Genomic DNA, 23,128 nt, shown 5'->3' on the forward strand with positions numbered 1-23,128 from the left:
GACGATCAACGACCGGACTCGATGAGGCACGACCCCCATGATCACTCAAACGCCAGTGATCCTTCCCTTGCCGATCTCTGGTAAAATACCCCTGGACACTTTCGGGATTACAGGGCGGGAATCAACATGGAGGGACGGGAAATACGCGTGCGCCCCCCTCCTCAAGGCGGCCGTCATCGGCCAGTTGGACGACGGCGGCAAAGCCCAGCTCTGGAAGGACCTGGAGCTTAACGGCGAAGATGACCGCTCCGCCGGCTTGCGGGCAAATTTCTCAACGGACGGCATCCCCCTGCCGCCCAACTTCATCGCGGCGGGGACCGTCAACATGGACGAGACCACCCACGGGTTTTCCCGCAAGGTGATCGACCGGGCCCTGACCATCGACTTTAGCGAATTCTACCGCAACCGGCTGGTCGAGTTTTTCGCGCCGAAAACCCGGTCGAGGATCCTCGGCTTTCCGACCCTCTCGCAGGCCGATCTGGAGAGCCTCAAGACGGTTCAGGCCGATCCCGACGGCGAAAAAACGATTCGCTTCCTCGAATCGGTTAACGGCATCCTCAGCGGTACCCCTTTCGAATTGGCCTACCGTGCCGTGAACGAAGCTCTGCTGGCGGCGGTTTGTTTTTCTCCTCCCAACGAGGTCAGCCTGCAGGCGGTCTGGGACGATTTCATGATGATGAAAGTGCTGCCGCGCATCGAAGGCGACGCGGAGAGGCTCGGTTTCCAGGACAAAGCCAGCCTTCTGACACAGTTGGCCGACTGCCTGAAGCGGGAGCTGTCCTTGATCGCCGAGGCCGACCGTCGTCCCGATCTGCTGATTGAACCGGCGGCCGGCGGTGAGCCTCTTCAGACGTCCTGCCGCTCCATCCGGAAGCTGGAATGGATGCAGAAACGCCTGGAAGCGAACAGTTTCACGACCTTCTGGCCGTAGCGGGCGGCGGGCCATGCCTGACGTTCTCTCCGTCAAAACAGCCGTTTGGCACTTGACCGTCTGGACGAAAGACGCGGAATCCCCCTGCAGCCGCTTGGCCGCCATGCTGAAAACCCGGGGGAAAGAACTTTCTCCGAGCAGGATTCGCCTGTCCCCCCCCTTGGAGATTCTGGACACCCATCCTCTGCCTGTATCGGCACTGCGTGAACAGGCGGACGAATTGGTTCTCCCCAAACCGGTCTTTTTTGAGAACAGATTGTACGAGTTCGATTTCCAGTTTTCTGGGGACATGGTCGATCTGCAGCCCCGGGTCGTCCACTGGAGGAAGGACATTGAGGACGGGTTCCACCAGGCTGGAAAAAACCTGCGAGGGGGCATCCATTTCGGCAACGACATCGGGTGGTTCCGACTGGGCCTCGAATTCAGCTTAGGCGGGGCGCGCACCAGACAGCACCTCTCCTTTGAAGTTTTGCCGATCAAGATGGACTTGGACGGCGATTTCGGCATGATCTGCAAGGATGTGGACGCCGAATACCCGCTTTGGCGGCTTTCTTTCGCCAGGAAGACGGAGCTGGAACTCGCCTCGTCGCGCTGGCCGTACGAGCGGTTCCCCTTGCTCTGGCTGGCTATGTTCCGGGTGCTCCGCCAGGAACTGGAGGATGCCGTTCGGCTGATCTGCCGATCACCTCACGCCCGGCTTCTGCCGGAAGGGCGTTTCCTGTGCCCGGACCGATTGCGGGGAAAGCTGCCGTCGAAGCAGGAGGAGCGGGTGACCCGGGACCGCATGAACGGAGATCTGCACCGCCGATATCGGGTGGAAACCCGTCGGCTCTCGGTAGACACCCCGGAAAACCGCTTTGTGAAGATGGTCCTGACCCGGTGCACGCGTGAACTGTCCGGCTTGGTCAGAAAAGCGCGGCAAAGTGACAGGGCCCCGGACCAAGGGCGGCTCAGCGATGCGTTTTTCCGAGAACTCCAGTCATGGTTGAAACCCTTGAAACAACGGCTGTCCGAACCACTGTTCCGGGAGACCGGTGATTTTGCGGGGCTGGCACACGAGTCGTTGGTGCTGCATTACCGAGCCGGCTACGCCAGGGTGTACCGCATATGGCAGGAACTCAAGCTCTACCTCGACCTGTTCGGACAGCGGGCGTCTGTCTGCCTGAAGTCCGCCGCCGAACTTTACGAGGTCTGGTGCCTGCTGGAAATTCGACGAATGCTGCTCTCCCTCGGGTTTGTTGAATCTATGGCCAGACGGGGGTCGCTGAAGACCTCCGGCCTGGAAAAAAAACTCGAGGACGGCATGGGGACCGCTTTCTGCTTCACCCGCCGCGACGGTCTGGAGGTCCGGCTAGCCCATGAACCGCTGTTCGGATTTTGGAATCAGACGGACACCCGGGGTATCTTTTCCTGGACTACGCCACAGAAACCGGACATTCTGCTGGAGGCGTCGTTTCCCGGCGGCCGCAGAATCCGTTGGGTTTTCGACGCCAAGTACCGTCTTTCTCCAGACGAAACCGGCGAAGACCGCATCCCCGAAGACGCCCTCAACCAGATGCACCGATACCGTGACGCGCTGATCCATCTCGAACCGGCGGATGACGGGGTGGCCGAAAAAAGCCGTCCGGTGGTCGGCGCCTTCGTCCTGTACCCCGGGTTCTACGATGAAATTCTAAGGCCGAATCCGTACGAGGCGGGGATCGAAGCGGTAGGCATCGGCGGCTTCCCGATGTTGCCGGGGAGGGAGAATCGCTGGCTCAGGGCGTTTCTGAAGGAAAAATTCAGCGACCTTTCCGATGGCTATCTCACGGAGCATATTCCGGAATTCGACGAGCACCTGCTGCACGAGTCGGTGCGCATCGCGCCCACGGGGCTGAGATTGGCCCGCTACGGCGACCTGGTTCTGGCCGCCTCGCTGGGCGGGACCGCGGGCAGGGACGGCGCATATGTCGACCGCTTTCTGACAGGCACGGCCAGCTGGTACCACATCCCGGTCAGCACCACTGACAAGAAAATCGCTCGAACCGTCATGCGCGAACTCCGATTCTGCGCTGTCGCTGTCCATCGCCCTGACATCCACGACCGATGCATCGAGTATTTGTACGACGTCCTTTCGGTCCGCCGGGTGAAGCGGTGTGAGCTGACCGTCGAGCAGGCCGGCAAGGTTGAAACCAGCAATCGGAACGACTATTGGCTTCTGCGGCTGGGCAATTCCAGGCGCCTCAAGGAACTGGTGAGCACGGGCGGAACCCGGCACTTCCGATTCCGACTGACCGGCGCCGCTGAAATCCTCGCTGCCTGTCGGTGGGATAACCTTCCGGATCGATACCCGCGCATCAGTTGCCCTGCGGAGTGAGGGATTCCGCACTTGCTTAGGGAATTTATGAATTTCATAATCAGCGTTTTTTTAGCGTTATTCGCGAGAGATCTCCTTTTCGTGACTTTTGCGGACGCGGATAAGGTAAAGAATCTTTCGCACAATTGAGGGGTAGCCCGCCAATCTGCCGGAAGGTGAACTCCATGGCCGGCTGGCTTGTTTCTCCGGTTATTCCTTCGCAATCTTAAGTTTGCGCCATCCTTTCCGCGGATGAAACCGGTCGAAAACGGCAGCGAGAAGGTCAGGGGGGTAAAGCCAGAAAGACAATTGACAATTTCACCTTGACAGGTGTAAATGGGAAGTGTTGGTTGTTTTCCCATGGCTTAGATGCGGGAACCCGGGCATGTCCCGGGCAGGGTTCATCTTGCCGATCCCCCGCCGGGGTCGGGACCGGTTAAACGGAATGGCGGCCTCGCGGTCGGCGCCCTGGCGGAGAGTTTCTCCGGGGAAAGGACGGATGAAGATGGGAGGGCCCTTGGACGGACCTGATTCTCACGGCGACGGTGGGGGCCCCGGCGAGGGGTTCCCGGGGGACTGGGTCCCCGGGCAGGCGGGGGTGGAGGTCCGGCTGATCGACAACCCCGGGTTGTGCGGGATCACCACGGGGCAGGTCCGGGACGGCAGGAACCGGGTGCTGGTGGAAGTCCTCTTCAGCCGTGAGGGGAAGCGCTGGAAGGCGTTCGAGCTGCTGGAGCGCTGCGGCGGGGAGGCGACGCCCTTCGACCTGGCTCGGGCGGGCCGGTTCGGGCTGCCGTCGGACCTGTACCGGCTCCTGGTGAACTCCAAGGTCCAGGGGGACCTCACCAACATCTTCTACAGCATGGCCGGGGGAAACACCGAGTTTTACGCCCACCAGTTCCGGCCGGTCCTGAAGTTCATCGAATCGCCCCACGGGCGGCTCCTCATCGCCGACGAGGTCGGCCTCGGCAAGACCATAGAGGCCGTCTACATCTGGCTGGAGCTGCAGGTCCGGGACGGGGCGCGGCGGCTGCTGGTGGTCTGTCCCTCCATGCTCCGGGAGAAGTGGCAGGGGGACCTTCGGGTCCGCTTCGGCATCGAGGCGGACATCGTCGACGCGCCGGCCCTCCTGCGGAAGCTGCGGGGGGACGACCGGGGCCTGGACACCGCCTTCACCCTCATCACCAGCCTGGAGGGGATCCGCCCGCCGAAGGGTTTCGAGAACGAGGCCCTGAGGGGCGACCGGGCCGAGCTCGGCCGGCTGCTGCACGCCCACGGGCCGGAAAACCCCCTGCTGGACCTCACCGTCATCGACGAGGCCCACTACCTCCGGAACCCCTCCACCGCCAGCCACCGACTGGGGACACTGCTGCGGGACGCGTCCGCCAACCTTCTGCTGCTGACCGCCACCCCCGTCCAGCTCCACGACGAGAACCTCTTCCACCTCCTCCGCCTGGTCGACCCGGACACCCTGATCAACCTCGACTCCTTCAAGGAGATCCTGGAAGCCAACAAGCCCGTGGTCAACGCGCTGCGGCACCTGTGGTCCCAGCCGCCCGCCGTCGGCCTGGCGCTGGAGAACCTCGCGGCCGCGGGGAAAAACCGCTTCTTCCGCGCCGACCCGCGGCTGCAGCGGGTCCGCGAGGAAATTCTCGCCCTGGACCCGTCGGACCACGCGGGAAGAGTCCGGACCGGCCGGCTCCTGGAAAACCTGTCCCTCGCCGGCCAGTACATGACGCGAACCCGGAAACGGGACGTCCTGGCCAACCGGGTCCTCCGCTCCGCGCAGGTTCTGGAGGTGGGCTTTTCAAGGGCGGAACGGACGGTCTACGAGGCCGTCACCCAGCGGATCCGGGAAGCCTCCTCCGGGCGGAGCGGGCCCTCCCTTTTCCACCTCGTGGCCCGTCAGCGGCAGATGGCCAGCTGCATGGCGGCGGCGTTGCAGGGATGGAACGACTCGGGGTTCCTGGCCGAGCTGTTCTGGGAGGATTTCGGCCTGGCCCCGGAAGACCGGGAGGAGGACGACCCGGGGCCGGAGTCGGCGGACGCGCTGGACGCCTGGCTGGAAGGGACGCTCGCGTCGGGGGAGTTCGACGTGGCCGAGCTGGAGCGGAACGACACCAAGTACCAGGCGCTCGTCACGTTCCTTCGCCCCCTGTTCGCGGAGCACCCGGGAGAGAAGGTCGTCCTGTTCGCCTTCTTCCGCGGCACCCTCGCATACCTCGAACGTCGCCTGCGCCGGGACGGGATCTCCTCGATCCTCCTCATGGGCGGGATGGGGGACGAAAAGTACGAGGTCCTGCGGACCTTCGCCCGGCCCGACGGGCCGTCCGTCCTGTTGTCCTCGGAAGTGGGCAGCGAGGGGATCGACCTCCAGTTCTGCCGGACCCTCGTCAACTACGACCTCCCCTGGAACCCCATGCGGGTGGAGCAGCGGATCGGCCGGCTCGACCGCCTCGGGCAGGCGGCGGAGCGGATCTCCATCGTCAGCTTTGTCCTCGGGGACTCCGTCGAAGAGCGGATTCTCAAGCGCCTCTACGAACGGATCCACATCTTCCGGGAGTCGATCGGGGACCTGGAGGAGATCCTGGGGCAGGTCACCCAGGACCTCCTGACCAGCCTGTTCGACCCCGAGCTGTCGGACGCCGAACGGGAGCACCGGGCCGAGGCGACCATCCTGGCGCTCGAGCGGAACCGGGTCGAACGGAACGAACTGGAAGAGCACGCCATCAACATGATGGCCTTCTCGGATTACCTCCTCCGGACGGTGGCCGACGACCGGGAAACGGGTCGGTGGCTGCAGCCCGCCGAACTCCGGTTCCTGGTGGACGACTTCTTCCGGCGCCACCACCCGGCGTGCGTCATGACGCCGTCCGCCGACCACCCGTGGCAGTGGGACATCACGCTCTCGCACGAGGCCCGGGTGGATCTCCACGTCTACCTTCAGAGCCGGCGCCCCACGGTGCAGACCCGCCTCCACCGCGCCACGACCCCCGTCTCGTGTCTCTTCAGCCTGAAGGACCCGCCGACCCGGTCCCACACTATGGAGCGGATCACCGCCATTCACCCGCTGATCCTCTGGATCCGCCACCACTACGCCGAGAACCCGGAGCAGCTTCTCCCGGTGGCCTCCGCCCGGCTGGACACCCGTGAAGCCCGGGAGGAAGCCGGCCTTTACGCCTACTGCATCCATTCCTGGCGGTTCGAGGGGATCCGCACCGAGAAGCGCCTGGTGTTCCTCGCCCGCCACCTGGAAAGCGGAACATTCCTCTCCCCGGACGCGTCCGAACGGCTGGTTTTCCGGGCCGTCACCCACGGGCGCTCCATCCTGAACCCCGACGCCGTGACGATCGATCTCGACGGCTTGGCGGACCTGGCGTCAAGCTGCGAGGAACGCCTGGTTCAGGACTACCTGGACGCCCGGCTGAGCTTCCAGGCCGAGAACGAGAACCGGTGCCGGGTCCAGGAGCAGAGTGCCCGGGCGTACTACGAGCGCAAGCAAAACTACCTCCTGGGGCTTCTCGACCGATTCCGGGCGGAGGGCTCCGACCGGATGGTGCGCCTGACGGAGGGGCGCCTCCGGCCCGTCGTCCATGATCTTGACGTCAAGCTTAAACAGATCGCCGATCATCGGGTTACGAAATCCGACGACGGATTCCTGGGGATCGGGGTGATCGAAGTCTCCGGTTGACCGCTGTGGAGGAGGTACGCCATGATGGTGCAGAACACTGGCGGGAAGGGCCCTGGCGGGGCCGGTGCCGTCCGGACCGCCCGGGATGCGGGCCTGACCCGTCCCCTCGATCTTCACGTCGGGCTGGATTTCGGGACGTGCTTTACCAAGCTCTGCTGCCGCCACCTCGGGCGGGACGAGTCCTTCGTGGTCCGGTTGGGCGTCCTGGGGACGGGCCTGGAGGACGCCCTGATCCCGTCCGTGGTCGGCATCGCCCCGGACGGTCGGCTGGTCGGGGGCCTGACGGAAACCGAGTGGCGGAAGAACCCCGAGCCTTCGCTGCAGCGGGTCCGCTTCCTGAAAATGCTCCTGGCCGGCGGACGTGTCCCCCATCGGGCCATGAGCTGGGCCGGCGTCAGCGGCCTGAAAACGGCCGACGAGGACCGGATCCGCGCCCTCAGCACCTACTTCATCTACCGGGTTCTGGACCGCTTCCGGGGTTGGGCCCGCCACCATTTTCTCGGAGCGGGCAGCACCCGGCCGCTTCGTCTGTCCTTCAGCCTGGGCGTGCCGGTGGAACAGTTCGACTCCCCGGCGCGGAGGACCTTCCAGGGGGTCCTGAACACCGCCTGCCGGTGGCTGGACGGCGGACCGATCGACGGCCCCTGGACGCTCGAGCGCGCGCTCAAGCTCATGGCTTCCGGCGAGGGGCGGGAATCCCGGGAGACCGTCGCGGACACGGTGCCGGAGATCGCCGCGGCGGTCCACGCCTTCCTCGCGTCCCGGCAGTCCCAGCGGGGGGTCTACTTCTACCTGGACATCGGCGGGGGAACCCTGGACGCCGTGGCCTTCAAACGGTGGGACAAGGACGGCGAGCCCCAGGTGAATTTCTACTGCGGCAAGGTGGAGCCGCTGGGCCTGGATGCCCTGTCCGAGGCCGCCGCGCGGCGGCTGGACCGGGAGCCGGGAAGCCTCCTGCACTACCTGTCGCGCTCGGAGCCCGGACCCGGGAAGCGTGCGGTTAACCCCCCGGCACCGCGTTTCAGCTGGATGAAAGGGAAGGAGCCCGCCATGCGGTCCACGGGCCCGGCGAGTCCTGGCCCGGTCGCTGACGAGGGCATTTTTACGCTGCTCGAGCCGGAGCGACGGCTGATTCACCGCCAGGTGGGGACCGTGCTGGCGACCTCCCTCAAGAAGGACCCCGTCGCCTTCCGGGCCGGCCGGGGCGACAACCCCTTCCAGAAAGACCCGGGGGAGAAGATCTGGGTTTTTTCCGGCGGCGGCGGGGCGGCGTCTACGTTCTATGCGGAGGCCGTGGACGAAGCCTGGCGGCTTCGGCTGAAGCAGTGCGGGCTGCCGGGGCTCAGCCGCCAGGTCATCGAGGTCCCGGGAGACCTGGAGTTTCTCGGGCTGCCGGCCAGCAGTTACCGTCGCTTCGACATCGCCTACGGCTTGTCCATCCCGGAGGAGGACCGTTTCCGGGCCTGGATGCCGAGCCTCTTCGAGCCGCAGGAGGAAGATTCCGGCGCGGCCCGGGGGCTGGACCACGTCGACACCCACGACTGGCAGTAGGGATTGGCCAGCGTTGATGCGTTCGTAAAAAGTACCATCACCCTCCGGGTGATGGCTCAAACAAAGGCTTTACAGACACTTTTCCGTCCGTTTTCCGACTTTTTGCGAGGACATCAGCGTTGAGAAATAACTGCTTTTGCTGCAAAAATTTCGCCCCTGGCGGGGCGAGGCGTTCCCCGCCAGGGTCGACCGGGCCTGCGGTTTTCCGGCGCCGCCTCCGGGGCGCAAGGATTTTCAAATGGCCCGCAACCGGCGGGAGTACCCCCTGCCGGGGGAACACCCGCCGGCTAATCTCTTTTATCCCTTCGGGATAGGGATTGCCTGGGTGCGGGTTGTTCGCGTTGTGGTTACACAGAATGAAGCCCTGACGGGGTTCTCCCCGTGCGGTTTGTTCGTCATCGGCCCGGGTTACCCGGGGCGTTCGAAGCGGAGGACGAACCCCTTGCCCGCACCGGCCTTGCCCCGGGTCCCGAGCGAAGCGCCCCTTTTCCCGCCAGCGTCCCGCCCGGATCCCGACGTCGTCCCGCCCGCGCCCCGCCCGGATCGCGGCCGTTGGCTCTTCACCCCGTCAGGGGTGAAATGTTTGTAGAATAAGCGGTTATCAAGAGTTCCCCCCGCGCGCCGCCGGCCCGGGATGGCGCCCCGCGGCACGATCTCCCCCCGGCGGCGCGCGGGAGGGGGTGTTTTATAAACCGTTTTACTACAAATGTTTCACCCCTGACGGGGTGAGGGCGCGAGGGGGTGACGGGATTGCGGTGGGGTGACGGCGTACGGCTCGCCCGGCGTACGCGCGCCGAGCCGAGGCGCGCGCCCGGCCGAGGGGGCGTCGGGGGGGGTTACCGCCGGGCTCGGCTCGCCCGGCGTACGGCTCGCTGTTCGCGGCCGAATGGACGGCCACCCCGCCGCCCTCGCTCCCGGGGTTGCCCCCCCCGCGCTTTCGAATGCGCGGGCTACTCGCGGATGCAATTGCGCCCGTCGCGCTTGGCGCGGTAGAGGGCCGCGTCCGCGGCGGCGACGAGGTCCGCCGGGGCGGCCCGTTCGTCCGGCTTCACCCAGGCCGCGCCGATGCTGACGGTGACCCGGGGTGACACCGGGGAGGCCGGGTGGGGCAGCCCCAGCGCCTCGACGTGGCGGCGGACGAGTGCGGCGGAGATCAGCACGCTCTCGCGGTTTGCCCCCGGGACGATCACGGCGAACTCCTCCCCGCCGTACCGGGCGGTGATCTCGCCGGCCCGGGTGTGGGAGTCGGCGATCGCCCCCGCCACGAGCCGGAGACACTCGTCGCCGGCCTGGTGCCCCAGCGCGTCGTTGTACTGCTTGAAGTGGTCGATGTCCAGGATCAGCAGGCCCAGCGCCTCCCGCCCCCGCAGGGCGCGGCGCCACTCCTCGTCCAGCGCCTGGTCGAAGCGCCGGCGGTTCGCGATCCCGGTCAGCGGGTCCTGCTGGGAGAGCTGGTCGAGCCGGGCGTTCGCCGCCGCCAGTTCCGCGGTGCGCAACGCCACCACCTTCTCGAGCGCCGCCTTCTGGCGGGAGAGATGCCGGGTGCGGAACCGGTAGAGGAACGCCCCCGACAGGACCAGGAGCACCATGACGCCCGCCCGGAACCCGACGTGCTGCCACCAGGCGGGGAGGACCTCGATGGGGATCTCGAGGGGGGCGGTCTCGAGGCCGGCCGCGTCGCGCCCCTTCACCTGCAGGAGGTAGCGCCCGGGCGGAAGCGCCCCGAAGACCCGCTCGTTCGTCTCGACCCAGGGGCCCGGGTGGGGGTCGTAGCCCAGGAGCTGCCAACTGAAACGGTTCTCGTTTTCCCGCTGCCAGGACAGGAGGGCCACCTTGAACGACAGCTCCCGGGTCGAGGAGGGAATGCACACCGGCGCCCCCGCCACCTCCCCGCCGTCGGCCTGCACCCGCATCAGCCGCAGCGGTTTGGGGTGCTGCTCGGGGACCGCCCCGGTCGGGTCGTAGACCGACAGGCCGCCCATGGTGCCGCACCAGTACCGGCCGAGCGTGTCGACGAACTGGGCGTTGGTGTTGCACTCCTCGTGAAGGAGGCCGTCGCGGCGGACGAACACCCGTTCGTCCCACCCGCCGGACGCCTTCGGGGTCAGCAGCTGCACCCCCGCGTCGGTCGACACGAAAACCCGCCCCCGCGGGTCCCGGATCGCCTGGTAGGCGGTGGGGACCGGCGGGCGGGGCAATTCGTCCCCCGGCAGCACCCGCGGCCGGAGCGGGTCGGTGATGTCGACGCGGATGATCCCGCTGTTCAGGCTGCCGGCCCAGAGTATGGGTTTCCCCTCCCGGTCCGGGATGAGCGTGAGCCCCAGCAGGTGGATGTCGGGCAACCCGTCCCCCCGGCCCAGGAAGGTCCAGTCGGTCCCGTCGAACCGGGCCAGGCCCTGGCTGGTGGTGGCCCACAGCCACGACCGGTCGTCGGCGTCTTTCGACGCCACGATCCGCGTCACCTGCAGGCGTTCGGAAGCGGACGACGGAAAGGCGGCCCAGCGGCCTTCGCGAAACCGGTACATCCCGCTCTTGCGGGTCGCCACCCAGAGTTCCCGGGCCCCGTCGAAAAACCGGGAAAGGACGTCCATCACGTGCTGGCCGGCTTCCTTGGGCCAGGGCGTCGGAACGGTTTCGAAGACGGGCCCCTCCCGCACCCGCACCAGTTCCCCGGGGACGACGGCCGTGAAGAGCGTCGGCTGCCCCTTTTCGTCGGGCGCCCGGACCAGCAGGCGGGAGTTGGAACCCGGCAGGGTGCTGTTCGAGCTGTTGAAGGTCCTCCACTGCCCGTCCTGGTAAAGGCCGAGGCCGTCACCCGAGGACGCCACCCAGAGGCGCTCGCCGCCGTGCCCGTCCGGCTCCGCCAGGACCCCGAAGACGCCGTTGGACCGGGAACCGAGGAGCGACACGGTCCGCCAGGGGCTGCCGCCGAGGACGGTCCGCGCCAGCCCCCCCTCGGTGGCCAGCCAGAGGACCTCGATGCCCTCGGGGCTCCTCCAGAGGTGCACGTTGCGCACCGCATTCGAGGGAAGCCCGTGACTGCGGCCGAAGGCCTGAACCTGCTCCCCGTTGACGCGCACCAGGCCGCCGCGCGTCGCCGCCCAGAGGGTGGGCTCCCCGCCGGGAGCGGCGCCGGCCGCCAGGGAGTAGACGATCCGGGTCTCCATCCCGGCCTCGGTGTCCGCCAGGTTGCGGATGCCCTCGTCGGTGAGCCGGAACAGGCCGGCCCCGTAGGTCGCGATCCAGAGTTCCTCCACCCCGCGGCGACGGACCGTCAGGAGGTCCTGCACCTGGGCCACCTGCGCCGGGGTGAACCCCGGGGCGCTGAAGCGCTGCCAGGCGCCGCCGCTCTCGCGATACCAGAGCCCTTCGTTGTTGGTGGAGACCCACAGGCGTTCCCGACCCCCGATTTCCCAGGTTCGGGCCAGGCCGTTGAGGCACCCGGGCGGAAGCTGCCGGTTGCCGGGGTCGGCTCGCCACCGCCCCGCCACGCGCTGGAAAAGGCCGGCGTCCAGGGTCAGCGCCCAGGTTTCCGTTTCCCCGACGCGGACCGGGACTTCGACCACCCGGAAAATCCGTCCGGCCGGGAGCCCGCTTTCCGGCCCCTCGATGTGCCAGCCGGCGGCATCGAGCCGTCCCAGAGCGGAACTGGTGGACGGGGCCCAGAGGTTCCCCTCGTGGTCGAGCAGGAGGTTTTCCACCACCCCCTGGAGGCCGGGCACCCGGACGGGCTCCCAGCGGTGGCCGTCGTAGCGGTAGAGGCCCTGGGGCGAACCCAGCCAGACAAAGCCCACGGCATCGGTGGCCACGGAGACGACCGTGGTGTCCGGCGCGCCGTCCGAGGCGGTGAAGGTCCGGAACGCCGGCAGGCCCAGCCGGGACAGGTCGAGCGGGCGGAGCGCCGCGGCCCCGCCGTCCCACCCAGGGACAAAGGCGAAGAGGGCAACCGGGAGAAGGCGGCGGAGGATGGTCAATCGCGTCATGGGTCCTGGGCCTCACCCTGTGATCCGGACGATCGGCGGATATTCTAACAGATATCGGGGGTCCCGTGAAAACCCCGAAAGCAGGTTGAAAGAGGTTTGGCCGGAATCCCCGGCAACCCGCGGGGGGAGACTGAATTGTGACCCCATTCCCCCGCCGGTATGGTAAGATCGAGGGGTTCGCAAAAAGTCGGAAAACGGACGAAAAAGTGTCTGTAAAGCCTTTGTTTGAGCCATCACCCGGAGGGTGAGGGTACTTTTTGCGACCGTGTCAGGCTTGCCCGTCCCGGCCTCGACACTCTCGGCACCGCTCTGGAAGGCGTCGCCACGGCGGCCGACCCTCGAGGAGGACAAACATGCGGGAAGTGTGTTTTCTCGTCTCCGACGACGCCGACCGGGGGACCGGCCGGCTGAAGGCCGTCAGGACGGGGTGCGGCGGGGGGCGACGTTCATGAGGGAGACCGCCGGGCCCGCCACCCTGGTCGACGTCCTGCGGCATCACGCCCGGATGCAGCCCGAAAGGGCGGCGGTGGTCTTCCCCGGCGCCGACGGGGCCCCGGAAACGACCCTGACCTACGCCGAACTGGACCGCCGAGCACGCGCCGCCGCCGCCGCCCTGCAGGCCCGGGTCAGTCCCGGCGATCGCGCGCTGTTGCCGCTCGAGTCGGAAGAGGGCTTCCTGACGGCCTTCCTGGGTTGCCTTTACGCCGGGGTCGTCGCCGTGCCGACCGCGCTGGAGGCCTCCCGCGACGCGGCCGGCCCCCGGCTGCGCGCCATTCTCCAGGACGCCACGGTCAGCCTCGTGGCGGCCACGGAAACGGCACGGCGGCACCTGGCCCCCTGCCTGAAGGACCCGGCCGTCCCGCCGGTCACCTGGCTGTCTCTCGACACCGCGCCGCCGCCCGGAACCGAGGACGACTGGCAGCCGCCGACCCTGGGCGGCGGCGCCCCGGCCCTGTTGCAGTACACCTCCGGTTCGACCGGGACGCCCCGGGGGGTCCGGGTCGACCACGACAACCTGTCCTACGACCTGCGGGTCATACGGCAGATCCTGGATTACGACCCGGGTTCCACCCTCGTCAACTGGATGCCCCTCTTCCATGACGGCGGCCTGATCCTGATGACGCTCGCCGCGCTTTACAGCGGCGCGCGGCTGGTTCTCATCTCCCCGGCGGCCTTCATCCGCGACCCCCTGGGGTGGTTGCGCCTGGTCTCCCGCTACGGCGCCTGCAGCACGGTCGGCCCGAACTTCGCCTACGACCTGTGCGCCCGCCGGGCCGCGCCCGAACGGTGCCGGGAGCTGGACCTGCGGTCCCTGCGGTGCGCCATGAACGGCTCGGAGCCCGTCCACGCCGCCACGCTGGAGCGGTTCAGCCGCGCCTTCGCCCCCTGCGGTTTCCACGCCGACGCCTTCACCCCGAATTACGGCCTGGCGGAGGCCACCATCCTGGTCACGTCCAAAATCCTCTCCGACCCGCCGCTGATCCAAAGCTTCGACGCCCGGGGCCTGGACGACGGCCGGGTCGTGCCGGTCGCCGCGGGGGCCCCGGACAGCCGGCCGCTGGTGGGCTGCGGAGCGCCCTGCCCGGGGCTGACGATCGCCGTCGCCGACCCCGAATCCGGCCGGCGAGCCGCCCCCGACCGGGTCGGCGAAATCTGGGTGGCCGGCCCCGGCGTCGCCCGGGGCTACTGGAACCACCCGCGAACCACGGCCCGCGTGTTCGGCGCCGTCCTGGCCGACAGCGGGGAGGGCCCCTTCCTGCGGACCGGCGACCTGGGCTTCCTTCACGACGGCAACCTGTTCGTCGCCGGCCGGATCAGGGACCTGGTCATCATCCGCGGGCAGAACCACTACCCGCAGGACATCGAGGCCGCGGCCGGCGAGTGCTCCCCCTGCCTGCGCCCCGGGGGCGGCGCGGCGTTCCCGGTCACCGTGGACGAGGAGGAGCGGCTGGTCGTCCTGCACGAGGTGCGCGCCGAGTGCCGGGAGGGCCTCGACGGGCCGGGGGTGATCCGGGCGATCCGGCGGCGGCTGGGCGAACGTCTCGGGCTGGCGGCGCACGCCGTCGCCCTCGTGGCGCCGAAGAGCCTTCCGAAGACCACCAGCGGGAAACTCCAGCGTTTCGCCTGCCGCGAGGCGTTCGAGGCGAATCGCCTGGAAACCTGGGCCGCATGGCGGGAAACGGCGGCGCGGGAAGAAGAAGAGCCGGGACCGCGCGAAGCGGCTTCCCTGGCGGCGCTCCTGGCTGACCCTCCCCGGCTGGAAACCGCCCTGACCGCCCTGGCGGCCAACGTGCTGCGCGAACCCGCCCTTCAACCGGGGGACAACTTCTTCCACTCGGGCGGGGATTCCCTCCGGGCCGCCCGGTTCATCCTGGCGGTGGAGGATGGGCTCGGGGTCCGGGTCGCGGCGGCCTTCCTCGAAAATCCCACCGTCGCCCACCTGGTCCGCCGGGTCACCCGGCCGCCCGGGCCGGGCGAGGGGCCGTCGACCGGGCCGGTACCGGGGGAGGACGGCGGCCCGCCGCTGGGTCGCCCGCCGCATCCTGCCCGGAAGGCCAGGTGGTGGACCCGGGGGCCGGTCTGCGGCGGCCGGAACCTGCCGTACGGGCCGGGTTTCTTTCTCCAGCGGGTGTGGCTGGGCGTACCCGGGATGCGGCGGCTCCTCTTTCGCCCCGGTATCGCCGCCGTCCGGCGATGGAGCGAACTGGTCGGCGAAGAGAGCCCCTCCCGGGCCGTCCGTCAAAGCCTGCTCACCAACACCTGGATCCACTGGCGGAACCGGGTCCTGGCCGCGCCGCCGGCGGCATCGCCCTGGCTGCGGCTGCAGGGTGACCTGGCCGGTCTGTGGCCAGGAGGCGGGAGCGTGGGCACGATCCTGCTCCTGCTTCACAGCCCGCTCAGCGGGCTCTTCCGGCGCTGCCTCGCGGCGGAGGGCCGCCGCTTCGTGCTCATCCGCGGCGAGGACGAAGAGAAGTCGACCCAGGCACAGAACCGCTCGATGCAGGTCTACCTCGCCCACACGGCCTTGCGGGACGGGGGCGCCGTGGTGATCTACGGGGACGGCGGCAAGGGCCGGCAGGGCGTCACCGTCCCCTTTTTCGGCGCCCCCCGCACGTTCCGGCCGGGGGCGGGCGAACTGGCGGCGGAGACCGGGGCTTCCGTCGTCCCGGTCTTCGGCGTCCTGGAGGGCAACGGCCGGGTGGTCTTCGAGATCTGCCCGCCCCTGGCAGCCGGGGGGGGATCCCCCCACGACCAGGCCCTGTCCCTGACGCGGGGCTATGCCGCGCTCGTGACCGAGCGCTGGCCAAGGGTGTACCCCTTCCAGAGCTGGAGCAACCTGGAGCGGCTGCTGTTCCTTCGGGCACGGGACGGCGGCCGCTGATCCCTGTTTCGTTCCGCCCCGTGTTTTCGGCCCTTGTTCCCACGCCCGCACGCGTTGACGGACCGCTCCGGGCATCGCCCCGAAATCCGGCACGCGACGGCAGAGGCGAATCACACGGTCCCAGCGTCTCCGGGCGTCCCGGCCGATGGTTCCGGGGACGGGCAAAGGGGAAGGCGGACGTGGAAGGTGCTGCCCTTGCCCACGGTGCTCTCCACCCAGATTTCCCCCCCGTAGTGGTCCACGATCTCCTTGCAGATGGTCAGCCCCAGGCCGGTCCCGGTGGAGGGCGTCCCCGTCAGGGTGTCGCCCACCTGGCGGAACTTCTCGAAGATCGTCTCCAGGGACTCCGGGGGGATCCCCGCCCCCGTGTCGCTCACCGCGATGACGAGGGCGTCCTCCCCGTCCCGGCGGGCCCGCAGTTCGACCACCCCTTTCCGGGTGAACTTGGCGCTGTTGGAGAAGAGATTGGTGATCACCTGGATGAACCGGTCCCGGTCGATGCGGAGGAAGCCCGAAACGCCGGCGGTCTCGGCCTTGAAGAAGAGGTCCGGGCGGTTGTAGAAGAACCCGTCGCCGATGGACTTCACGCCCAGGAGGAGGTCCGCGGCGGGGTAGACCTGGTCCTGCCACTCCATCTTCCCCGAGTCGATCTTGGCCAGGTCCAGGACGTTGTTGATCATGCGGGAGAGCCGTTCCACCTCCAGGATGATGATGCGGAGGTCCTCGATGATGCGCAGGTGGGACTTCTCGATCCCCGGGTCCGAGCCGCTGAGCCGGAGCGCCTTCGCCACTTTCCGGTAGTCCCGGTCGATGATCTTGGCGAAGCCGAGGATGGAGGTGAGCGGGGTGCGCAGCTCGTGGGACACCGACGACAGGAAGTCGGTCTTCATCCGGTCCACCCGGCTGAGCTGGTCGTAGGCGAGCTGAAGCTCGGCCTGCTGGCGGGTCAGTTCCGCGTTCTTCGCCGCCAGGTCCAGGGTCCGCTCCTCCACCTTCATCTCCAGGGAGCGGTTGACGACCCGGAGTTCGGCGTTGAAGCGCTCCTGGATCTCCTCGTTGTGGCGCAGGGCCTCGATCAGCCGGGCCCGCGCGGTCTCCTTCTCCGCCTGCAGCGCGTTGATCTTGTCGGGGATGGCGAAGAAGAGGAAGAAGACCTTCAGCACCGCGCCGACGTAGAGCCCCCCCTCGGTGAAGGAGGTGGAAGGGAGGATGCCGAACTTGGAGAGGCCGTAGATGGTGGCGAAGATGAAGAAGGTGCAGAAGGCGACCAGGTAGTACCGGGCGTAGCGGTGCCCGCGGATGCGGCAGACGATCCCGATGGCGAAGGCCAGGGTCGGCGAGACGAGGGTGCCGATCCCCGCGAGCCGAACCCCCGCGGGGTAGCCCCAGACGATCCCGGCCAGCGGGATGAGGACGGCGTAGAGCATCATCACGCGGAAGAGGGCGTTGAGCGTGGTCATCCCGCGGTGGATCCCGAGGAACTCCCGGGTGAAGAAAAACATGGAAAAGACGGTGAGGCCGGCCATGACCGGCAGGGCGTAGAGGTTCCACCCGGGGAGCTTCGGCCAGAAATACTGGAAGGCCTGGCCGTTGAGGACCATCTGCAGGATGGTGTAGCAGAGGATGTAGAGGGTGAGGAACAGGTAGTTGCGCTCCCGCATGGAGAAGAACACGAAGAGGCTGTAGAGGGCGAAGGCCGCCATGACCCCGTAGCAGAGCCCCAGCACCACCGACTCCCCGATGACGCCCCGGATGAAGTCGGACGGGTACCACAGGAACAGGGGGAACCAGCTGGAGGAGTCGGTCCGGAAGCGGAGGAAGACGTGCCGGGTCTGGCCCGGCGGGATGAAGATGCTGGTCACGAAGTTGCGGTTGGCGATGTCCCGGTCGGCGAAGGGGTGGCGGTCGCCCATGACCCGGACGTCCCACCCCGGGCCCGCCCGGGACACGTAGACCTCGACGTGGTCCAGCAGGGGGTAGGCGATCTCCAGGAGGCGGAGCTTGTCCTTCTCCGTGGGGTTGTGCATGGCGAAGCGGACCCAGAACACGGACTGCGAGAAACCGAAGGCGGGGAAGCGGGGGCCGCAGGGGCGGAACGCCTTGCGGGTCGGGTCGCTGGAGACGTCCCCGATGGCCAGCCGGCCCTCCGGGTCCTCCAGGACCTCCATCCAGGGGCCGAGGGCCAGTTCCCGCACCGCGTCCGTCAGGACGAGCACCGGGGCCTGCCCCCGGGCGAAGGGCCCCAGCAACAGCACCACCCCGGCCAGCAGGAGGCCCCGCCACGGCGCACGGCGCCGGCCCGCGGGAGGGGGCCCCGTCCCGACCGGGTCACGGGCGAAGCTGCCGCGGGAGGGGCAGGCCATCAACCGGCCCCCTCCCCCGCGCCCGACACCAGGGCGTCCACCTGCCGGCGGGCGTGGGCCAGGCCGGCCTCGATGAAGGCCCGGTCGAAGGGCATGGAGGGGTTCTCGAGCTCCAGGGCCCGTCCCGGGAGGACCTGTTCCTCCAGCCGGAAACCCTCCCGCCGCTTGAAGGCGTGCTTGCACCCCAGGATGGCGCGGCCCCGCGCGAGGATCTCCTCGTCCGTCAGGGAATAGCCCGCCACGGCCAGGGCTTCCCGGACCACGTCCGCCGGGTAGACGCCCCGGGCGAACAGGCAGATGCAGAGGCTGGTAAGGACCTGCCGCCAGGCTTCCTCCTTCAGGAGGCTGTCGACGATCTGCTCCGCGGTCATGGGCTGGCCCTTCCGCAGAATGGCGTCGTCGAGGCTGTAGCCGGCGTTGCAGAGGTGGCTGTGCCGCCCCCCGATCATCAGGCCGAGCCAGGACCCGGGGCCGGTGGGGTACCCGGGCATCTCGAGCCCGCCGAACGCCATGGCGAAGTCCTTCCCGCCGTAGACGGACGCGGCGTGGGCGACGCCCCGGGCCAGCGCCCGGTAGAAGTCGTTGGGCTGCCCCACGATGAGGTCCACCGCCTCGACAAAGGTCTTCCAGTCCCCCCAGGCCAGCGGCAACAGGGTCTGTGCCGGGGTGACGAGCCCCTTCTCCAGCGCCTCGGTGGCCCAGGCCAGGCAGACGCCGGTGGAGATGGAGTCGATCCCGGCCTTCTCCACGGCGTCGAAGAGGAGGAGCATCCCCTGGGGGTCGCCGATCCCCAGGTCCGAGCCCAGGGCGTAGATCAGCTCCCAGTCGTACCCCACCATGGTGGTCTTGTAGAAGTAGGCCTCGTTGGCGTAAGGTTCCCGGACCGCGGCGATGTGGATGCACCCCACGGGACAGTGGGCGCAGGCCAGCCGCCGGCCCAGGTAGTTCTCCGCCAGCGCCTCCCCCGAGATCCGCCCGGCGTGTTCGAAGGTCCCGGAGAGCAGGTTCCGGGTGGGCATGGCGCCGATGGCCTGCATGGTCATCACGTTCCCCGCCGTGCCCAGGTTGTGGTACTTCTTCATGACCGGGGACTCCACGGCGGCGTCGTAGATCCGGTCGTAGACCCGGCGGTACGCCGGGCGGTCGGCGACGGGGATGGAGCACTCCCCCGCGATCACCACGGCCTTGATCTTCTTGCTGCCCAGGACGGCCCCCAGGCCCATCCGCCCGAAGTGCCGGTAGGTTTCGGAGGTCACCGACCCGAAGGCCACCCGGTTCTCCCCGCCCCGCCCGATGCGCATGATGGAACGCGAGCCCGCGCCCGGCTCCTTCTCCCGGATGATGCTGCCGGCGGTGAAGAGGCTCCGCATGCCCCAGAGGGTGGTGGCGTCCCGGAAACCGACCTTGCCGCCGTGGATGGCCAGGTAGATCGGCAGGGGGGACGCGCCCTTGATGACGATGGCCCCGTAACCGGCCATCCGGATCGCGAGGGCGCTGCGGCCGCCCGCGTGGCTCTCCCCCAGGTTGCCCGTCAGGGGCGACTTGAACATGGCCACGCTCTTCGAGGCCAGGGGGAACAGCCCCGTGAGGGGGCCCACGGAGAAGATCACGGGCGCCTCGGGGGCGTAGGGGTCCACCCCCTCGGGGCACTCCTCGCGGAGGAGCCGGATGGCGGCGCCGGCGCCGCCGAACCAGGACGCGAAGAGGTCCGGACGGTCCACCACCTTGTGGCTCTTGCGGCCGACGTCGATGTAGAGGACGCGGGTGGGATGGGCGGCACTCATGGACGCACCTCCGGGGCGGGTTCGGTCTTCTCCAGTTCCAGGACGCCGTGGGGGCAATACTTCGCGCAGAGCCCGCACTGGATGCAGATCAGCGGTTTGCCCGTCTCGCCGTTCCAGAAGACGGCCCCGATGATGCAGGCCTGGCGGCAGGACCCGCAGCCGATGCAGCGGTCCGCCTGCAGCCGGACCCCGCCGGTCGGCTTCTGCGAAAGCGCCCCCACCGGGCAGGCCCGGACGCAGGGGGCGTCCGCGCAGCAGCGGCAGACGATCACCTTGAAGCCCTTGGACATGCCCCCCGCCGACATGACGCCGATGCAGGAGTTGCTCAGCCCGGCGTCCCCGCCCCGCCGCGAGCAGGCGAACATGCAGAGCTGGCAGCCGACGCAGCGCTGGGAATCGACGACCTTCAGTTTCATCAGGCCTCCCTGTTCGTGGCGGCGCCGGTTTCAACCGGCGCGGACGCCCCCTTTTCAGTCACTTTCCACCCTGCCGCGGCTCGATCTTCCAGATGTCCCGGCAGTAGTCCCGGATGGCCCGGTCCGAGGAGAACCGCCCCATCCGCGCCACGTTGAGCACCGACATCCGGGCCCAGGCGTCCGGGTCGCGGAAGGTGAACGCGGCGCGGTCCTGGCTCTCCACGTAGGACCGGAAATCGGCCAGCAGCATGTACTCGTCCTGGAACAGGAGGGAGTCCACCAGGGGGCGGAAGATGTTCCGGTCGCCGCCGGAGAAGGCCCCCGACGCGATCGGTTCGACAACGGCGCGGATGACGGGGTCCGACTCGTAGAGATCGGCCGGGCGGTAACCCGACCGGCGCCGCTCCATCACTTCCGCCGCGGTCAGGCCGAAAAGGAAGAAATTCTCCTCCCCCACCGCCTCGCGGATCTCGACGTTGGCGCCGTCCAGGGTGCCGATGGTCAGGGCGCCATTGAGCGAGAATTTCATGTTCCCGGTCCCCGAGGCCTCCTTCCCCGCGGTGGAGATCTGCTCCGACAAATCGGCGGCGGGGTAGATGCACTGGGCGTTCCGGACGTTGAAATCGGGCACGAAGACCACGCGGAGGAGCCCCTGCGCCTCCGGGTCGTTGTTCACCACCTCCGCCACCGCGTGGGCGAGCCGGATGATGAGCTTGGCCATGTGGTAGGCGGGGGCGGCCTTCCCGCCGAAGATCACGGTGCGGGGGGTCATGCCCTCCGTCTCTCCCCGGTGGATCCGGTTGTAGAGGTGGATGACGTGCAGAAGGTTCAGGTGCTGGCGCTTGTACTCGTGGATCCGTTTCGCCTGGACGTCGAAGAGGGACTCGGGGTCGGTGACGATCCCGGTCCGGGCGGCGATCACGTCCGCCAGGCGCTGCTTGTTCTCCCGCTTGACGGCCCGCCACCGGGCGAGGAAAGCGGGGTCGGCGGCCAGGGGTTCGAGGGCCCGGAGCCGATCCAGGTCCGTCAGCCACCCGGGGCCCGCCGCCTCGTCCAGGAGCCGGGCCAGCCTCGGGTTGCACAGGGCCAGGAAGCGGCGGGGGGTGACCCCGTTGGTGACGTTGTGGAACTTGCCCGGCCACAGGTCGAAGAAGTCCTTCAGGACCGTCTGTTTCAGCAGCTCGGAGTGGAGGGCGGCCACCCCGTTGACGGCGTGGCTCCCCACCACCGCCAGGTTCGCCATGCGCACGTAGCGCTCGCCGGTCTCGTCGATCAGGGAGAGCCGGCGGACCCGGTCGAGATCGTTCGGGTCCAGGGCGCGGACGCGGTCCAGAAACTGCCGGTTGATCTCGTAGATGATCTCCAGGTGCCGCGGCAGGAGGTTCCCCAGCATCCCCACGGGCCACTTCTCCAGCGCTTCGGGCAGCAGGGTGTGGTTGGTGTAGGCGAAGAGGCGTTCGGTGATGCCCCAGGCCGGGCCCCACTCCAGGTCGTACTCGTCCACCAGGAGCCGCATCAGCTCCGCCACGGCGATGGCGGGGTGGGTGTCGTTGAGCTGGGCGGCGAAGCGCTCCGGGAGCCGCTCGAGGTCCGTCTCCTTCACCAGGAAAACGGCGAGGAGGTTCTGCAGGGCGCAGGAGGCGAGGAAGTACTGCTGCTTGAGGCGGAGTTCGCGCCCCGCCAGGGGTTCGTCGTTGGGGTAGAGCACCTTGGACAGGTTCTCCGAGACCATCTTCTCGTGGACGGCGCCGTAGTAGTCCCCCACGTTGAAGGCCCGGAAGCTGAAGGACTCCACGGCCTCCGCCTTGAAGAGCCGCATCAGGCTCACCGTGCCCGTCCGGTAGCCCGGGATCACGACGTCGTAGGCCACCCCCTTGACCACCTGGTCCGGCTTCCAGCGGACCCGGGTGTGCCCGTCCGGGTCGCGGTACCACTCGGTGTGCCCCCCGAAGCGGACGTCGTAGGCGATTTCCGGGTGGGGCATCTCCCAGACGAAACCGCGGCGGAGCCACTTGTCGGTGAGTTCCTCCTGCCAGCCGGCCCGGATGTCCTGGCGGAAGATCCCGAACTCGTACCGGATGCCGTACCCGATGGCCGGCACGCCCAGCGTGGCGGTCGAATCGAGGAAGCAGGAGGCCAGCCGGCCCAGCCCCCCGTTCCCGAGGCCCGGCTCCTCCTCGCAGGCCAGGACGGCGTCGAAGTCCTTGCCCAGCCCCGCCACCGCCTCCCGCACGACCTCGTAGAGGCCCAGGTTCACCAGGTTGTTCCCGAGCTGCGGCCCGGCGAGGTACTCCGCGGATAGGTAGGCCAGCATCCGGGGCTCCTCGTGGTAACAGAACTCGACCCCGGCTTTCCAGTGCCGCATCATGAGGTCCCTCACGGTGTAGGCCACTGCCTGGTAGTAGTCGTTGAGCGTCGCCAGTTCGGGGATGCGCCCCCGCATCGTGGTGAGATGATCCAGTATGGCCGCCTGAATATCCGCTGCCTTCACCGTGATGTCTTGCATGGGTTCCTCGCCGGACGGGATTTGAAAAGAACGATTTCAGTGTCTCACAACCGCCGGGGTTCTTCAACAGCTTTCGCCGCGGCAGGCGCTTGGGCGGCTGCGTTCATGACAGTAAAAGAGGCTTTTATTCATTTCCCCCGCGCGCCGCCGGGGGTGAAGCGTGCTCCGAAGCACCCTTCCGGCCGG

The 23,128-nt window shown here is 68.2% G+C and carries 10 protein-coding genes; 5 read left to right on the plus strand and 5 right to left on the minus strand.

Annotation, left to right across the window (positions count from 1 at the left end; genetic code table 11):
• Window positions 1-37 precede the first annotated feature (37 nt).
• From KA419_08770 to KA419_08785, 4 genes are all read left to right on the plus strand, one after another.
• Complete coding sequence (locus KA419_08770; GenBank protein ID MBP7866032.1) at window positions 38-931, plus strand: hypothetical protein; 894 nt, start codon at window positions 38-40, stop codon at window positions 929-931.
• Between the two features lie 13 nt (window positions 932-944).
• Window positions 945-3,287: a restriction endonuclease-like protein gene (locus KA419_08775; protein ID MBP7866033.1), complete on the plus strand. Its 2,343-nt coding sequence runs from the start codon at window positions 945-947 to the stop codon at window positions 3,285-3,287.
• A 496-nt stretch (window positions 3,288-3,783) separates the two neighbouring features.
• Entirely contained in the window at window positions 3,784-6,957 is a 3,174-nt protein-coding gene (locus KA419_08780) for a DNA/RNA helicase, superfamily II, SNF2 family protein (protein MBP7866034.1), read from the plus strand.
• 21 nt (window positions 6,958-6,978) lie between these two features.
• A complete protein-coding gene (locus KA419_08785; protein ID MBP7866035.1) occupies window positions 6,979-8,508 on the plus strand; it encodes a hypothetical protein in 1,530 nt (509 codons plus the stop codon).
• 950 nt (window positions 8,509-9,458) lie between these two features.
• Here the strand turns inward: KA419_08785 and KA419_08790 are convergent.
• The gene (locus KA419_08790; protein MBP7866036.1) at window positions 9,459-12,491 is read right to left on the minus strand and encodes a diguanylate cyclase; all 3,033 of its coding nucleotides are present in this window, start codon (window positions 12,489-12,491) and stop codon (window positions 9,459-9,461) included.
• A 448-nt stretch (window positions 12,492-12,939) separates the two neighbouring features.
• On the opposite strand from KA419_08790, the gene KA419_08795 reads away from it, so the two are divergent.
• Window positions 12,940-15,873: an AMP-binding protein gene (locus KA419_08795; GenBank protein ID MBP7866037.1), complete on the plus strand. Its 2,934-nt coding sequence runs from the start codon at window positions 12,940-12,942 to the stop codon at window positions 15,871-15,873.
• 110 nt (window positions 15,874-15,983) lie between these two features.
• On the opposite strand, the gene KA419_08800 is transcribed toward KA419_08795, so the two are convergent.
• The 4 genes from KA419_08800 to KA419_08815 are packed head-to-tail and all read right to left on the minus strand — an operon-like array spanning window position 15,984 to window position 22,942.
• Window positions 15,984-18,236, minus strand: coding sequence for a sensor histidine kinase (locus tag KA419_08800; protein MBP7866038.1), 2,253 nt, complete (start codon window positions 18,234-18,236; stop codon window positions 15,984-15,986).
• The gene (locus KA419_08805; protein MBP7866039.1) at window positions 18,236-20,020 is read right to left on the minus strand and encodes an aldehyde:ferredoxin oxidoreductase; all 1,785 of its coding nucleotides are present in this window, start codon (window positions 20,018-20,020) and stop codon (window positions 18,236-18,238) included. Before KA419_08805 ends, KA419_08800 begins: the two co-directional genes overlap by 1 nt.
• Window positions 20,017-20,436 (minus strand): 4Fe-4S binding protein, encoded by a 420-nt coding sequence (locus KA419_08810; GenBank protein MBP7866040.1) that lies wholly within the window; start codon window positions 20,434-20,436, stop codon window positions 20,017-20,019. Before KA419_08810 ends, KA419_08805 begins: the two co-directional genes overlap by 4 nt.
• A 58-nt stretch (window positions 20,437-20,494) precedes the next feature.
• Window positions 20,495-22,942 (minus strand): glycogen/starch/alpha-glucan phosphorylase, encoded by a 2,448-nt coding sequence (locus KA419_08815; protein MBP7866041.1) that lies wholly within the window; start codon window positions 22,940-22,942, stop codon window positions 20,495-20,497.
• Between the last annotated feature and the right edge of the window lie 186 nt (window positions 22,943-23,128).

This window comes from Acidobacteriota bacterium, assembly GCA_018001935.1.
Lineage (GTDB): Bacteria > Acidobacteriota > JAAYUB01 > JAAYUB01 > JAAYUB01 > JAGNHB01.